This is a genomic window from Clostridioides sp. ES-S-0123-01, assembly GCF_020658415.1.
Classification (GTDB): domain Bacteria; phylum Bacillota; class Clostridia; order Peptostreptococcales; family Peptostreptococcaceae; genus Clostridioides.
On sequence record NZ_JACVWD010000001.1, the window covers coordinates 1 to 15,593 of the forward strand.

At 26.8% G+C, this 15,593-nt stretch carries 12 protein-coding genes; all 12 read left to right on the top strand.

Annotation, left to right across the window (positions count from 1 at the left end; translation table 11 throughout):
- Window positions 1–182: 182 nt before the first annotated feature.
- The 12 genes from IC175_RS00005 to IC175_RS00060 all read left to right on the top strand — a co-directional run bounded on the left by IC175_RS00005 (window position 183) and on the right by IC175_RS00060 (window position 15,425).
- Entirely contained in the window at window positions 183–1,547 is a 1,365-nt protein-coding gene (locus IC175_RS00005; RefSeq protein WP_227850954.1) for a hypothetical protein, read from the top strand.
- 21 nt (window positions 1,548–1,568) lie between these two features.
- Window positions 1,569–2,060, top strand: coding sequence for a zinc ribbon domain-containing protein (locus IC175_RS00010; RefSeq protein ID WP_227434928.1), 492 nt, complete (start codon window positions 1,569–1,571; stop codon window positions 2,058–2,060).
- Window positions 2,061–2,317: 257 nt separating this feature from the next.
- Window positions 2,318–2,989, top strand: coding sequence for an N-acetylmannosamine-6-phosphate 2-epimerase (locus tag IC175_RS00015; RefSeq protein ID WP_227835420.1), 672 nt, complete (start codon window positions 2,318–2,320; stop codon window positions 2,987–2,989).
- Between the two features lie 70 nt (window positions 2,990–3,059).
- Window positions 3,060–3,941, top strand: a complete 882-nt coding sequence (locus IC175_RS00020) for an N-acetylneuraminate lyase (RefSeq protein WP_413926681.1) — start codon at window positions 3,060–3,062, stop codon at window positions 3,939–3,941.
- 33 nt (window positions 3,942–3,974) lie between these two features.
- Window positions 3,975–5,477, top strand: a complete 1,503-nt coding sequence (locus IC175_RS00025; protein WP_227434925.1) for a sodium:solute symporter — start codon at window positions 3,975–3,977, stop codon at window positions 5,475–5,477.
- A gap of 157 nt (window positions 5,478–5,634) precedes the next feature.
- Window positions 5,635–6,087 (top strand): YhcH/YjgK/YiaL family protein, encoded by a 453-nt coding sequence (locus IC175_RS00030; RefSeq protein ID WP_227434923.1) that lies wholly within the window; start codon window positions 5,635–5,637, stop codon window positions 6,085–6,087.
- A gap of 162 nt (window positions 6,088–6,249) precedes the next feature.
- Entirely contained in the window at window positions 6,250–7,053 is an 804-nt protein-coding gene (locus IC175_RS00035) for a sialate O-acetylesterase (protein ID WP_227850955.1), read from the top strand.
- Window positions 7,054–7,109: 56 nt separating this feature from the next.
- Window positions 7,110–7,997, top strand: a complete 888-nt coding sequence (locus tag IC175_RS00040; RefSeq protein ID WP_227434920.1) for an ROK family protein — start codon at window positions 7,110–7,112, stop codon at window positions 7,995–7,997.
- 18 nt (window positions 7,998–8,015) lie between these two features.
- Complete coding sequence (locus IC175_RS00045; protein ID WP_227482491.1) at window positions 8,016–8,864, top strand: MurR/RpiR family transcriptional regulator; 849 nt, start codon at window positions 8,016–8,018, stop codon at window positions 8,862–8,864.
- A 62-nt stretch (window positions 8,865–8,926) separates the two neighbouring features.
- The gene (locus tag IC175_RS00050; protein ID WP_227434918.1) at window positions 8,927–9,616 is read left to right on the top strand and encodes a Crp/Fnr family transcriptional regulator; all 690 of its coding nucleotides are present in this window, start codon (window positions 8,927–8,929) and stop codon (window positions 9,614–9,616) included.
- Window positions 9,617–9,801: 185 nt separating this feature from the next.
- Window positions 9,802–12,441 (top strand): diguanylate cyclase domain-containing protein, encoded by a 2,640-nt coding sequence (locus tag IC175_RS00055; RefSeq protein WP_227850956.1) that lies wholly within the window; start codon window positions 9,802–9,804, stop codon window positions 12,439–12,441.
- A gap of 107 nt (window positions 12,442–12,548) precedes the next feature.
- On the top strand, window positions 12,549–15,425 hold the full coding sequence (locus IC175_RS00060; RefSeq protein ID WP_227850957.1) for an EAL domain-containing protein: 2,877 nt from the start codon (window positions 12,549–12,551) through the stop codon (window positions 15,423–15,425).
- The last annotated feature ends 168 nt before the right edge of the window (window positions 15,426–15,593 follow it).

Sequence of the window (15,593 nt, forward strand, 5' to 3'; positions counted from 1 at the left end):
AAGCATAATAAAACATAAACAACAAAACTGACATTAATAAATTATTGAAATACCAACACTTGTTAAAAAATAACAACAATAAACAAACAAAATAGATAAATATATCCAATTAAGGTATAATTAAGTTTTATATGATATAGTTATATTTGATAATTGACAATGGTAAAACTTGGAGGGAAAAAATGGATGAAAAAAAAATAGATAATATGAATTATTCATATAGTAACTATTCTAAAAAAACAGGTAAGCCAACTAGAAAAATAAAAAATAATAACCTTACACTTGAAACTAAAGAAGATAAACTTTGTTCTAGTTGCAACAAAGAAAATAATCCTAAAGATAATTACTGTAAATTTTGTGGAAATGAACTTTATGAAATAGTATCATTAAAATCGAGCGAAACAAAACTTGACTTAAAATCTAAAATAAAAGAACTCTCATATCACGCAGACACAAGAGGGATATTTTTAACGACCTTTTCAACTATATTCATATTGCTTGTTATTTCGTTAATATTTAAGGCTATAATTACTATTCAATTTAATGATATCAGTTACATGATAAATCCAGCACATATAATGTTAGCCCTTAATCTAGGTCAAATTAGCGTATCTATCTCTACTATGATGGGTTCTGGATTTATAAGTGCAAATATAGGATTGTTAATATTACTTATAATTCCTGTTTTAGGATTAATTATATCAAATTTAATTTTTATGAGAAAAAGATGTAAGGATTCAAAAACTACATTAGCCAATTCTCTTGGAGTGGGAATTTTTTATGGATTAATTTTAGCTATTTTATGTACTTTTACTAATGTTAAAACTAGCTCACATAGTATGCTAGAGTATGGATATGCTTTAGAGTATAGTTATGAATTTTTTAGTGCACTTTTAAATGGATTTGTATTAGGATTTATATGTACATATATAACTAATTATAGAAAAAGCTATGAAAAAGAAAATATGTATATGTCCCTTTTTTCAAATGCTATTAAAATATTCATATTAGGTTATGTTTTAGTGTTAGCAATACTTTTTATATTAACTATATCTGATAGTAGTTATTTAAATGAATTGAATATGAGTGGATATTCAAGTGGTATCGATTTATTTGCTGTATTGCCACAAATTGCTAGTTACATGTGGGCTTTTGCAAATGGAATTTCGGTAACAATAATAAATTCAACAGTTTCAATGCTTAGCCTAGGCTCATCCTCTTTATTTGGAGATACTAAATTAATGTTTTATGCAATGGGGGCTTTGTCTGCATTAATAATTTTATTAAATGGATATAAATTAAGATTTAAATATGATACAGATAATATTAAACCTGTAATAATATTTAGTATATATTATGCATTTTTAATGGGTATGTTGGCTCTATTTAGTACTTTTATACTTGATAGTAATATTAACTTCTTTAATACAACTAGCTATGGAACAACTCTAGTTATGCAATTTAAATTGTTCTCAACTATTATAATTTCATTTATATACAGTTTTGTGATATCTTTAATAGGATATAAGCTAAACTCAGCTGATTAAATATGATTGGAGGAAACTTCTGTGGAAGAAAATAATAAAAAGACAGTAGATGATAAATTTTCTAAGGTTAAGAAAAGATTTGGTAATGGAAAATTTAAGATTGAATTATATAAAGAAAAATCAAAGATAAATAGAGAAATTGATGATATTCAAGAAAAGAAGAGTAAAATCTTTTTAGAAATGGGAATGTTGACTTATCAAAAAATTAGAGAAAATTCTATTGATGATGAGTGTTTTGATAAATTCTGTGATGAGTTATTAGAACTTGATAAGATAATTTATGAAAAAAATATGGAAATTAATGATATGGAAATTGCAGAAAGCAATGTAACTTGTGAATGTGGCTATATTGGAAATATAAATGACAAATATTGCGCTGAATGTGGTAAAAAATTTGAATTAGATAATGATTGCGATAATTTTATAGTTTGTGGTTATTGTGAAAGTGAAGTAGATTCGGAATCTGAGTTTTGTCCATGTTGTGGTAGAAAAATTATTATGGATTTAGAGTAATATTGGGGAACCTATGTATTATATACATGGGTTTTTTTATTGAAATCATTTGTATCTATATAGGAATGAAAATAAAAACCAAAAAAATGAAATAAATTTTCTTAAAACTGTGAAATATAAGGAAATACTTGGAATAAATCTATAAAAAAATAGAATTAATAAAAAAATATGAAAAAATATTGCAAAGAAAAAGTTTTCATGTTATTATTAATACATAAATTAAGAAAATAAATTTCAGAAATGAGGTAATCGAAAAAATGCTAGATAAGGTAAAGGGAAGACTAATAGTATCATGCCAAGCTTTAGAAAATGAGCCTCTTCACAGTTCTTTTATAATGGGTAGAATGGCTAAAGCTGCTCAAGAAGGCGGAGCAGTTGGCATTAGAGCTCAAGGAGTTGATGATATTATTGAAATAAAAAAAGTTACTGGACTTCCTGTTATAGGTATTATAAAGAGAAATTACGAAGATTCAGATATATATATAACACCAACTAAAAAAGAAGTAGATGAGCTTTTAGCAACAGGATGTGAGATGATAGCACTGGATGCTACTAATAGAGTTAGACCAAACAATGAAGATTTAAAAGAAATTATAAATTATATAAAAGAAAATAATGTTTTAGTAATGGCTGATATTTCAAATTATGATGAAGCTATTAAGGCGCAAGAATACGGTGTAGACTGCGTTTCAACTACATTATCTGGATACACTCCATATACAGAAATTTTAGATGGTCCAGATTTTGTATTGATGGAAAGATTGGTTAAAGATTTAAAAATACCTGTAATAGCAGAAGGAAAAGTAAATACTCCTCAAGATTTAAAGAAAGTCTTTGAAATTGGAGTTCATTCATCAGTTGTAGGTTCAGCAATAACAAGACCACAATTGATAACAGAAAAATTTGTCAAAGCAATTGAAATTAATTAAAAAATTAATTTATAAATTAAAAATTAATTATATTTAACTATATTTGAAAATTAAAATTGGAGGTAAAGATATGAGAACAACAGATATGAAAGGAATTTATTCAGCATTATTAGTTTCATTTGATAAGGAAGGAAATATAAACGAAAAAGGGTTAAGACAAATAATTAGACATAATATAGATGTTTGTAAAATAGATGGTCTTTATGTAGGAGGAAGTACAGGAGAAAACTTCATGCTTTCAACTGATGAAAAGAAAAAAATATTTGAAATAGCTAAGGACGAAGTAAAAGAAGAAATAAAGTTAATAGCTCAAGTTGGTTCAGTTAATTTAAAAGAAGCTGTAGAGCTTGCTAAATTTACAACTGATTTAGGATATGATGCTATAAGTGCTGTTACACCTTTTTATTATAAATTCGATTTTGAAGAAATAAAACATTATTACAATACAATAATAAATTCTGTAGACAATAGATTAATAATATACTCTATACCATTTTTAACTGGTGTTGATATGAGTTTAGATCAATTTGGAGAATTATTTGAAAATGAAAAAATAATAGGTGTTAAGTTTACAGCAGCAGATTTCTACTTATTAGAAAGAATGAGAAAAACATTCCCAAATAAATTAATATTTGCAGGATTTGATGAAATGATGTTACCAGCTACAGTTTTAGGTGTAGATGGGGCAATTGGTTCTACATTTAATGTAAACGGTATCAGAGCTAGACAAATATTTGAACTAACGAAGAGTGAAAAAATATCAGAAGCACTTGAAGTACAACATGTGACAAATGATTTAATAACAGATATATTAGGAAATGGTCTATATCAAACAATTAAATTACTACTTGAAGAACAAGGCGTTGAAGCTGGATACTGTAGACAACCTATGAAAGAAGCAACTGATGAAATGAAATCAAGAGCGAAAGAAATATACAGAAAGTATTTTTAATAAAAATACTTTTAGTATGGGAGGATTGGTCAAATGGTAGGATTTACTTGGATAGATTTTGCAATACTAGTAGTTTACTTATTGGCAGTTTTATTTGCAGGATTGTTATTTTCAAAGAAGGAAATGAAAGGAAAAGAGTTCTTCAAAGGTGATGGAACTATTCCATGGTGGGTTACATCAGTATCAATATTTGCCACATTATTAAGCCCAATATCATTTTTATCACTAGCAGGTAATTCTTATGGTGGAACATGGATTTTATGGTTTGCACAATTAGGTATGTTTATAGCTATACCTTTAACAATAAAATTCTTCTTACCTTTATACAGTAGATTAGAGATAGATACTGCATATGAATACTTAGAAATGAGATATGAAAGTAAAGGACTTAGAGTACTTGGAGCTTTAATGTTTATAATATACCAAATAGGACGTATGTCTATAATAATGTATCTACCATCAGTAGTTTTAGCAGGTCTTACAGGAATACCTGTAAATGTGTTAATAATAGTTATGGGGGTAATAGCAATAATTTATTCATATACAGGTGGATTAAAAGCTGTTTTATGGACTGACTTTATACAAGGTATGGTACTAATAGTAGGTGTTACAGGTACGCTATTTTATTTAATATCAAGTATAAATGGCGGATTTGGAACAGTGATGGATACTCTTACAAGTGGGCATAAGTTCTTAGCAACAAATGAAGTTATGTTTGATAAAAACATACTATCTACAAGTGCATTTATAATATTTGTTGGAGCTGGTCTTAATACTTTTTCATCATATGTATCAAGTCAAGATATAGTTCAAAGATTTACTACAACAACTGATATAAAACAACTTAACAAAATGACATATGGAAATGGTGTTTTATCAATGGGACTTGCAACAGTATTTTATCTAATTGGAACTTGTTTATTTATATACTATACTCAAAACCCAGATTTAGCACAAACAGTTCAACAAGACCAAGTATTTGCATCATATATAGCTTATGAATTACCAGTAGGTATAACAGGAATACTACTTGCAGCAATATATGCAGCATCTCAGTCAACTTTATCAACAGGGCTTAATTCAGTTGCTACAAGCTGGACTTTAGATATACAAACTATTATAACAAAAGATATGAGTATGGAAAGACAAACTAAGGTTGCACAATATATATCATTAGGAGTAGGTATACTTTCTATAGTTGTTGCAATAATCTTAGCAAATGGAGAAATAAAGTCAGCATATGAATGGTTCAATAGTTTTATGGGGCTAGTTCTAGGAGTTTTAGCAGGAATATTTGTACTTGGTGCGTTTTGTAAAAGAGCAACTAAAATGGGAGCATATATTGGATTTGCAGTATCAGCAATTTTAGTTGTTTATCTAAAATATAGAATGCCAGAAGTAACTTCTTGGGCTTATTCTCTAATAACAATAACTACTTCTGTAGTAGTAGGAACAGTATTTAGTGCAATAGAATCTAAAGTTAAAGCAAAAGTATCTTTACCAAAAGCTGAAACTACAGTTTATTATGAAAAATAATATAGAATTTAAATAAGAAATTATCCTATAGAGTGGCTAGATTAGAGTGATTAGATATATAAATAATCTAGCTACTCTATAAGAATGTATAAAGAACTGTATATGTAAAAAACCTGAAAGTAGAATATACTTAAAATTATATAGGGAGATAGTGATTATGATATTTGGAAGTATAAATCATAGTAAGACATATTCAACATTACACGAAGACTTACTTAAGTGTTTTGAATATGCTAAAGAAAATTCATTGATAGATTACGAAAAAGGGACTCATACAATAGATGGTGATGATATCTTTGTAAATATTGTTGAGTATAAAACTTGTGAAAAAGAAGAAAGATTCTGGGAAGCTCATAAGAAATATATAGATGTACACTTGATGCTAGATGGATGCGAAAGAATAGATTTGAATTTTATAGAAAATTTAGAGCAAAAGACATATGAAGAAGATAGTGACTTTTTGCCTCTTGATGGGAAAAACAATGGATATGTTGAACTTAGAAAAGGTGATTTCTTAGTATGTTATCCAGAAGATGCACATATGACAGCAATAAAAGTTTCAGAAAAAGAAAATATAAAAAAAGCTATTTTTAAGGTTTTGGTTAGATAATGAAAATTTATATAACTACTAAGGCTGAAAATAGTGATTTAACTTTCAGCGATTAGTGATATTTCGTAAATTTTAGTTAGATTACTATTTTCAGCCTTAGTTTTTTATAAGAAAGTTTAAATAGATATTAAAAGGTTTAGAATTGTATAGAGGAGTTAATTTATGGATAAAATAGATGTATTTTTATTAATAGGACAAAGTAATGCAAGAGGCTTGGGAAATCCAAAAGACAGTGTTATTCCAAACGAGAATTGTTTTGAATACTTAAGTAGTGACGAGATTATAAACATGAGATGTGAATTAGAGACTTCTGAAGGGGATGGGACTATAGCACCTGCATTTTCAAATGAGTGGAATAGACTTACTGGTAATAAAGTTTGTTTTATACACAATGCAAAGGATGGGTCAAGAATAAAAAATTGGAATCATGATAATAACTGGTTTTTAAATGACACTATAGAAAAATTTAATGCAGGGTGCAATACTTTAAGCAAGAATTATAAAATAACAAATAAATATGTTATTTGGATTCAAGGTGAAAGTGATGCAAAATATGGTAGTGATGTTTTATACTATAAAGAGAGTCTAAAAAAAATTGCATATAGACTAAAGGAAGAGTGTATCATTGATAAAATGTTTGTTAGTTTAACTGGTTATTGGCTTGGAGAAGATGAATATTTTGTTAGAACAAGACGAATTGCAGCAGCACAAGAATTTGCTTGTAATGAATGTGACATATTAAGCATAGGAAGCAAAATTGCTATGAAATTTCATGACCAAGGTCTAACTATTGATGATGTACATTATAGTCAAGAAGGTCTTAATATGTTGGGAGAAGATTTATGTAAGAATATTTATAAATATCATATAACTGAGAAAAAAATTATATTAAAGGATACCATAGATTTATCAGAAGCGAGAAAATATATCTGTGAGTTGGAAAAAATAAATAAAAAATTCATGTAATATAAAATTTTAATTAGTAATATTGGTTATAAAAATAATTTGTATGGAGATATGTTATGAAAAATTACGTTTGTATAGATATTGGAGGTACTTCAATAAAATATGGATTTATTAGAGAAGATGGGTTAATAATCGATAAATCAAGTTTAGATACTGAAGCAAAAGAAAAAGGTGGACCAGGAATATTATCCAAAATAAAGAAAATAGTTAAAAAATATATGAAAGAAAACAATATTGATGGGATATGTATATCAACTGCAGGTATGGTTGACCCAATTGAAGGTAGGATAGTATTTGCATTAGAAGAATTAATTCCAAACTATAAAGGTATGGAATTAAAGAAAGAGATAGAAAAAGAATTTAATATAAAATGTGAAGTTGAAAATGATGTTAATTGTGCTGGCCTTGGTGAAATGTGGCTTGGAGCAGGTAAGGGAGCAACTTCTTCTATATGTATGACAATAGGTACTGGTATTGGTGGTTGTGTTATAATAAATAATAAGCTTATAAATGGATTTAGTAATAGTGCTGGTGAAGTAGGATATATGAATATGAATGGAAGTACTTTCCAAGAACTAGCATCAACTAGTAGTTTGGTAAAAAAATTAGCAAAAATAAAAAATATGGATGAAAATGACCTAAATGGGAAAATAATTTTTGATTTAGCAAAGAATAATGACGAAGATTGTTTAAAAGAATTGGATAATATGATAAAATCATTAGCAATTGGTATTGCAAATATATGTTATGTAATAAATCCTGAAGTTGTAATTTTAGGTGGTGGAATAATGGCACAAGAAGAATTTCTAAAACCTAAAATAGATAGAGCATTAAAGGAGATTCTTATAGAAAGAGTTTATAAAAATACTAATGTAGAATTTGCAAAGAGACAAAATGATGCAGGTATGCTTGGGGCATTGTATAATTTTTTAAACAAAATATAGAGAATAGAAGGTTTTTTAATGAGTATTTTAGAACAATTGGAATCACCAACTTTTAAAGTTACAAAGTCAGATAAATTATTGATAGCTTATATAAAGGAAAATATAGAGGATGTATTTTATAAACCAATATCACAAATTGCTAAAGAGAGTAATATTGGTGAAGCAACTATAACTAGATTTGTTAAAAAAATGAAGTTTAATGGGTTGCAAGACTTTAAAGTTACTTTAGCGCAAGAAATATCAAGTAGTAATAAAAAAAATATTATAAATAAGAATATACAAAATGATGAGCCAGCTTTAGATACAGCCAAGAAACTTTTAAACTCAAATATAACTACTTTAGAGAATACTGTTGAGATAATCAATAGTGTAGATGTTCATGACTGTGCAAGACTTATAATAAATGCTAAAAAGGTTTACTTTATTGGTATTGGATATTCAGGTATAATAGCACAAGATTCAAACTATAAGTTTATGAGAATTGGGCTTAATTGTGTAAGTTTTGATAGTAGTCATACTATGATAATGATGTCTTCTATAATGGAAGAAGGAGATTTAATAGTTGCAATTTCTCATTCTGGGGAAACTGAAGAAATTATAAAAACTGTAAAACTTGCGAGAGCTAATAATGCTAAAATTATATCTATTACTGAAAATAAAAATTCTGAATTAAAGGATATTTCAGATGTGCACTTATCTTATGTATCTGGGGAAACTGTATTGGAAACTGGTTCAATATCCTCTAAATTGGCACAATTTTTTATTATTGATTTAGTATATACACAGGTAGTAAAAGAGCTTTCAAATGAAGCTATTGAAAGAAAAATCAAGACTACAAATGCTATAAAACTGTTTAAAAATGAATAAAATCAGATATTTGTAATACTTTATGTGGTTTTCTTAAAAATTTAGTAATGGGGAGATTTTACATGTCTAAATTAAAAGACTATGATATTGACAAAGTAATACTTTTTAATAATTTATGTAGTGAAACTAAGAATCAACTTAAGGAAAAAGCTAAACTAAAAAGATTACAAAGAAAAGAAATTTTATTTTATGAAAAAGAACAATTGGACAGAGTATACGTACTTTTAGATGGGAAAGTATCTATTTTTAAGATAAGCGAAAATGGTGAGAGAAAGGTGATTTTTATATTAAATAATGGAGAAATTATAAATGACATTACCTTTGATTTTACGAAGAATTCTGCTGTTGGATGTGAGGCATTTGAAAATTCAATTGTGTCTTATTATAGCATTGAAGAATTTACAGAAATTATGAAAAATGATTTTCAGCTTACAAAAGATATTATTTCTTATATGGAGAGAAGGACAAGACGTTTATATAGACAGTTAAAAAATTCAATATCTATAAAAGTAGATAAGAAATTAGCAGCAAAATTGTATAGATTAAGTAAAGAGTTTGGAATTTATTGTGGAGAATGGACCTTATTAAATGTAAATCTTACAGTTACATATTTAGCTGATATGCTTGGCTGTAAAAGAGAGACAGTTTCTAGAATGATAAAAGTATTGCAAAAAGAAGAACTTATAAAGATTGATAATAAAGGTTTTTATGTAAAAGAAGCCGAACTATCAAAATACTTTAAAAATAATTAATTATAATTAAATAAAGATATTATTAAGAGAATCTATCCATAGATTCTTTTTTATTTATCTAAAATGATAATATTTGCCTTAAGTTTATTGAAACAGCTTAATTCTGATAGTATAATTAATTTAATATGAACAGTAAATATACAGATGTTGACACAGCTTCTATACTCAGAAAGGGATGTATCAAAATGAAAAATAAAAAATTCATAGGTTATGCTTTAGGTTTGATTTTTATATGTGTATTTGTGATGTTTTCTCTTTGGGATTTTACCTATAATGTTAATTCATTAGTAGAAAAAAGTAAAAAGATGCATTTAGAAGAGTTGTCATTGCAAAGTTCAAATACTATAAATGTTAAGCTTAACTCACTAACAAAGTTTATAAATAGTATTTCTAAAATTATTTCAGAGTCAGAGGGTATGAAGAAAGAAGATATAATGAAATTGCTAAATGATGTATCAAAGGAATCTGATTTTGAAAAAATCTATATTGCATATCCAGATGGTACAGCCTATACAGGTGATGGAAAGGTCTATAATATATCACAACATAGCTATTTTAAGAAAGCAATGAAAGGGGAAAGCAATATTTCAGAAATCATAAAATCATCTGTTAACAATGAAAATAGTTTTATAGTAGCATTTCCTATGTACAAAAATGGTAAAGTGATAGGTGTTCTGTATGGTTCTTATTATACAAGTAAATTAAGTGAATTTATAGATGTGACTAGTTTTAATGGAGAAGGAAGTACATATATATTTGAAAAATCAGGAAATCTTGTCTTAAAATCTACTCCAGGAGAAACTGATGACACCATAAATAATGTTAGCGATTTTTTTGATTTTATTTATGTTAGAGAAGATTACAGTTATAAAAACTTTATTGAAGATATATCAAATAAGAAAAGTGGATTTTTAGAATATAAATTCAAAGGAAAAGAGGAATATGCCACGTATACTCCAGTTGGTATAAATGATTGGTATGTATTGTCTTTTATTCCAAAGACTTTGATAGTGAAAGAGATTTCTAAGATAAACAAACTTGCAATTATATTAACAACTAAAAACTTCATAGCACTTTCAATTTTGATTTTAATTGTATTTTATAAAGAGAAAAAATCCAAAGAAAAGCTTGTAAAAGCAAATCTAGAGATATCTTCACTCACTAACAATATACCAGGAGGTGTTTTTAAATGTAGTGTAGGTGAAAAATATGAATTTGTGTTTTTAAGTGATGGATTTATTAACCTGTTTGAATATACTAAAGAAGAGATAAAATCCATGTTTAATAATAATTTTTATGATGTAATTTATAAAGATGATGTAGATAGAGTGAAAAATGAATTTGCACTTCAAATATTAGAATCAAAAGTAGTTGAAATAGAGTATCGAATGATTACTAAGAGTGGGAATTTTGTGTGGGTTGTAAATAAGTGTGAGCTTATAAAAGATTCTGATGGAAAAGAGTATTTCTACTGTGTGTTGGTTGATATAACAGATTTAAAAAAAGTAGAAGAAGAACTTAAGATTAATGAAGAAAGGCTTAGAATAGCCTTATCCAAGACTTCTAACATAGTATTTGACTATTATATGCATACAAAATCTATACATGTCTCTAGTGATGTCTCTTTAATATATGGATTACAAAAAAATATTGAAAATGGCATAGAATATTTTATAGATTCTGGGATAATACATCCTGACTTTGTTGATGTGTTTAAAGAATCTTTTAATAAAATGGAAAAAGGTGAAGAAAGTGTAGTATCTGTAATAAAAACAAGACTAGTCAATGGAAAATATATATGGAATAGAATGACTCTAACGAATCTATTTAATGGAGCAGAAATTCCAATTAGAGCGATAGGTCTACTAGAAGACATAAATGAGCAAAAAAAAGCTGAAATGCAATATAATCAAGAAGAGCAATATAGAAAAGCTATGTTGTCTGAAGCAATTGCTATATATGAAATTAATTTTTCTCAAGATAAATTTATATCAAGTAATATAAAGCCTGATAATAATTTAGGCTTAAGACCTGCTGGAAAATATTCTGAAGTAATGGAGGCTATTGTTGACGATATAGTTTTTATTTCAGATAGGGAAAACTTTAAAAAAGTATTTTATTATGAAAATGTCTTAGATTCATATAATAAGGGAGTAAATGAGTTAAAGTTAGAGTATCGAAGATATGACATTAATGGTAAGATTTTATGGGAACTTTGTACAATGCATTTACTTAAAGACCCCCAAAGCAATCAACTTAAAGGATTTGCGTACATTAAAGATATAGACAAACAGAAAAAAGAAGAGATTGAGCTTAAATTTAAAGCTGAACGTGATATATTAACAGGAATTTATAATAAAGGTACAACTGAAACTCTAATAAAGAGATTTTTGAGTTTAGACAGAGTTAAAGAAAGTAGTCATGCATTTTTTATTATTGATTTAGACGATTTCAAAGCTATTAACGATAATTTAGGGCATGTCTTTGGTGATAAAGTATTAGTTGAAGTATCAAAAAAATTAACTTCTATTTTTAGAGAGGATGATATAATTGGACGTATTGGTGGAGATGAGTTTGTAGTTTTCATAAAAAATATGAAGAATATAAAATTTATTGAAAACAAAGCGATTGAGCTATGTAATGCATTTAGAAATTATTATACTGGAGAAAATAAGTCATATAAAGTTTCTTGTAGTATTGGAATATCTATTATGCCAAATCATGGAACAACTTTTATTGAATTATATGAAAAAGCAGATAAAGCTCTTTATCATTCAAAAAATCAAGGAAAAGATAGATTTATTATATTTAATGACTCTATTTAAAGTTTAAATGCAAATGGAGGGCTTAAATTTTTAATATAAAGAATATTAAGTTGAATAAGAATATTTTAACTATCTTGATATGATTTAGTTATAAATGGAGGCATATTATGAATGGAAAATATAGATTTACTATTACTATGGTTATTTTTTTACTTATATTAAATACATCATTTGTTTTAGCCACTTCTGAGAAAGAAAAAGTAAGGGTTGGATATTGGCCTAGTTATGGAATTTCTGTTACAAAAGATGGTCAGTTATATGGATATACATATGATTATATGAATGAAATCGCTAAAATAAATAATTGGAAATTAGAATATATACCTTGTGGATGGAGTCAAGGTCTAGAAATGCTTAAAGAGGGAAAAATTGATATATTTGGAGCATTGCAAAAGGATGAAGAACGTGAAGAATACTATGATTATACAAATTTAAATTTTGGATATGAATATGGAGCATTGTATGTGAACTCCAAAAACAATACAATATCTTATAATAATCTAAAAGAGATTGATGGAAAAGTAGTAGGTACAGTTTCAGATAATCATTTTAAAAGTGTATTTGATGAATACTGTAAAAAAAATAAAATATCTGTAAAATATAAGTACATAGAAGGTGCAGAAGAACTTCAAAAGGAACTTGAAAAAGGAACCATTGATATGATACTTACAGGAAGCATTAGAGATATACCAAATACAAAGGTAGTATTACGCTTTTCATCAGAGCCTATCTATTATGCAACAACTAAGGGAAACAAAAAAATACTAGATGGTTTGAATTATGCATTAAATGAGATTAAGCGAGAAGATATATATTATGATGGTAATTTATTTAATAAACATTATAAGAGTACTGCAATAGCTAAAGAAGTATTTACTTTGGAGGAAAAAGAATATATAAAGAAACATCCTGTAATAAAAGTTGTATCAGGTCCTGATACGTCACCACTATCTTTTTATGATAAAAATACAAATTCCTACAAAGGTATATCAATAGATATATTAAAATCAATTTCAAATAACTCAGGTTTAAAGTTTGAGTATATAAAGGTAGATAATTTTTCAGAGGGTTTAAAAATGGTTGAAAATGGTGAGGTAGATATTTGTGCAAATATGTTTATGTCACGGAGTACTGAGTTAGAGCATAATATTATATTTACTGATGGCTACCTTGAAACTACCATGTTAGGTTTGGCAAAAAATGATATTAGAATGGATGAAAAAACTAAGGTAGCAATGATTAAATGGACAGGGATAGAATCATTCGTAAAAGAATATTATCCAAATCAAGAAGTAAGTTTTTATCCAAATGCTAGTAAATGTATTGAAGCTGTCAAGAAAGAAGAAAGTGATGTATTTATAGGAAGCAACTATATCCTAAATAATATAATTAATACTGAAGAATCTGATGGGCTTATGTTTATGCCAATAAAAAATCAAGTCGTGGATATTGGAATAGGGGTTTCTGAAAAAGCAAATCCTGCATTATTGTCAATACTCAATAAATCCATCAATAGAGTTACAGAAGAAGAGGTTGCAATTGCAGTTACAGGCAGTACGAAGTACTTAGAGCATACAGTTACTCTATTAGATTTTATACAGCATAATATTATGGCATTTATTTTGATAATATTATTTATTATATTTATAGTTTTCGGAATATTTATTGTAAATTATAAGGTACAAATGAATAAATTAAAAAAGATAGCATATGTTGATGAAGTAACAGGTATAAGAAGTCTATTGAAATTTAAAATTGATGCTAATAAGCTTTTTGAAAAATATGGAACGTATAACTTTGTTATATATTATATTAACATAGATAAATTTAAATATATAAATGATATGTTTGGTTTTGAATTTGGAGACAATATTTTAAAATATATAGCAAGAAAAATAGGTGAAAGTATTTTTAAGGATGAAATATATGCAAGATTATCAGACGATAGATTTATTGTAATGACTAAAAAAAGTAATATAGAAAATTTAAGAAAAAGAGCAAATGATTTTTTTGAGATTGTGAATAGTGATAAAGAAAATACATTTAAAATAGATATAATACTTAAATGTGGAGCGTATTTAATTGATAAAGATGATGTAAATATTGATGTAATGATTGATAGAGCTAAGATAGCTTGTCAAACAATAGAAACCAATTATAAGAGTAAAGTTGCTTTTTATGATGATAAAATAAGGCTTTCTATACTTCGTGAAAAAGAAATTGAAAATAATATGGATAATGCACTTTTAAATAAAGAGTTTGTAGTTTATTTGCAACCTAAAATTAACCTTATAACAGATGAGATTGTAGGTTCAGAGGCTCTTGTTCGTTGGATTCATCCAATTAAGGGAACTATATCGCCTAATGATTTTATTCCACTATTTGAGAAAAATGGATTTATAGAAAAACTTGATTTGTATGTTTGGGATAATGTCTTTAGTACAATGTCAAAATGGATAAAAAATGGAATAAAGCCACCACCAATTTCTATAAATGTATCAAGAATTCATTTAAATAATAGAAATATAGTAACTAGTTTAAAATCTTTAATCAATAAGCATAATATACCAGCGCATCTAATAGAACTTGAGTTAACAGAAAGTTTATTTTTGTCAAATATAAGCATGCTTTTAGATATTTTAAATGATTTGCATGATATTGGATTTATTGTATCTATGGATGATTTTGGAAGTGGATATTCTTCACTTAGTCTTTTAAAAAAATTACCAATTGATGTATTGAAGATTGATAGAGAATTTTTAAATGAGACAATTACATCTACACGTGGAGAAAAAGTTATAAAGAATATAATTACATTAGGTAAGGATTTAGATATGCTAATTGTAGCTGAAGGAATAGAAACTGAAGGTCAATTAAATTTATTAAAAAATGCAGGCTGTGATATTGGACAAGGATTTTACTTTGCAAGACCTATGGATATAGAATCATTTGAAAAGCTTGTATTTAAAAGAACAGATTTTTAATTTAAAGTTATAAATAATAAAGAAATATTACTAGAGTTTAATAAACTCTAGTAATATTTTTTTTATTATTTTTAAAACTGTGATAATTATCACAGAAGTATCTAAAATAAAGTGTTAAGATTTAAACAAGATAATAAGTAAGCAAAACTAAAATATAAGAAAGGTGAT

Excerpts from the sequence above, each read along its gene's own strand:
- IC175_RS00050 (WP_227434918.1), top strand. The coding sequence starts at position 8,927 with ATGTCTAAATTAAAAGACTATGATATTGACAAAGTAATACTTTTTAAT.
- IC175_RS00020 (WP_413926681.1), top strand. The coding sequence starts at position 3,060 with ATGAGAACAACAGATATGAAAGGAATTTATTCAGCATTATTAGTTTCA.
- IC175_RS00055 (WP_227850956.1), top strand. The coding sequence starts at position 9,802 with ATGAAAAATAAAAAATTCATAGGTTATGCTTTAGGTTTGATTTTTATA.
- IC175_RS00060 (WP_227850957.1), top strand. The coding sequence starts at position 12,549 with ATGAATGGAAAATATAGATTTACTATTACTATGGTTATTTTTTTACTT.
- IC175_RS00040 (WP_227434920.1), top strand. The coding sequence starts at position 7,110 with ATGAAAAATTACGTTTGTATAGATATTGGAGGTACTTCAATAAAATAT.
- IC175_RS00005 (WP_227850954.1), top strand. The coding sequence starts at position 183 with ATGGATGAAAAAAAAATAGATAATATGAATTATTCATATAGTAACTAT.
- IC175_RS00045 (WP_227482491.1), top strand. The coding sequence starts at position 8,016 with ATGAGTATTTTAGAACAATTGGAATCACCAACTTTTAAAGTTACAAAG.
- IC175_RS00035 (WP_227850955.1), top strand. The coding sequence starts at position 6,250 with ATGGATAAAATAGATGTATTTTTATTAATAGGACAAAGTAATGCAAGA.
- IC175_RS00030 (WP_227434923.1), top strand. The coding sequence starts at position 5,635 with ATGATATTTGGAAGTATAAATCATAGTAAGACATATTCAACATTACAC.
- IC175_RS00015 (WP_227835420.1), top strand. The coding sequence starts at position 2,318 with ATGCTAGATAAGGTAAAGGGAAGACTAATAGTATCATGCCAAGCTTTA.
- IC175_RS00025 (WP_227434925.1), top strand. The coding sequence starts at position 3,975 with ATGGTAGGATTTACTTGGATAGATTTTGCAATACTAGTAGTTTACTTA.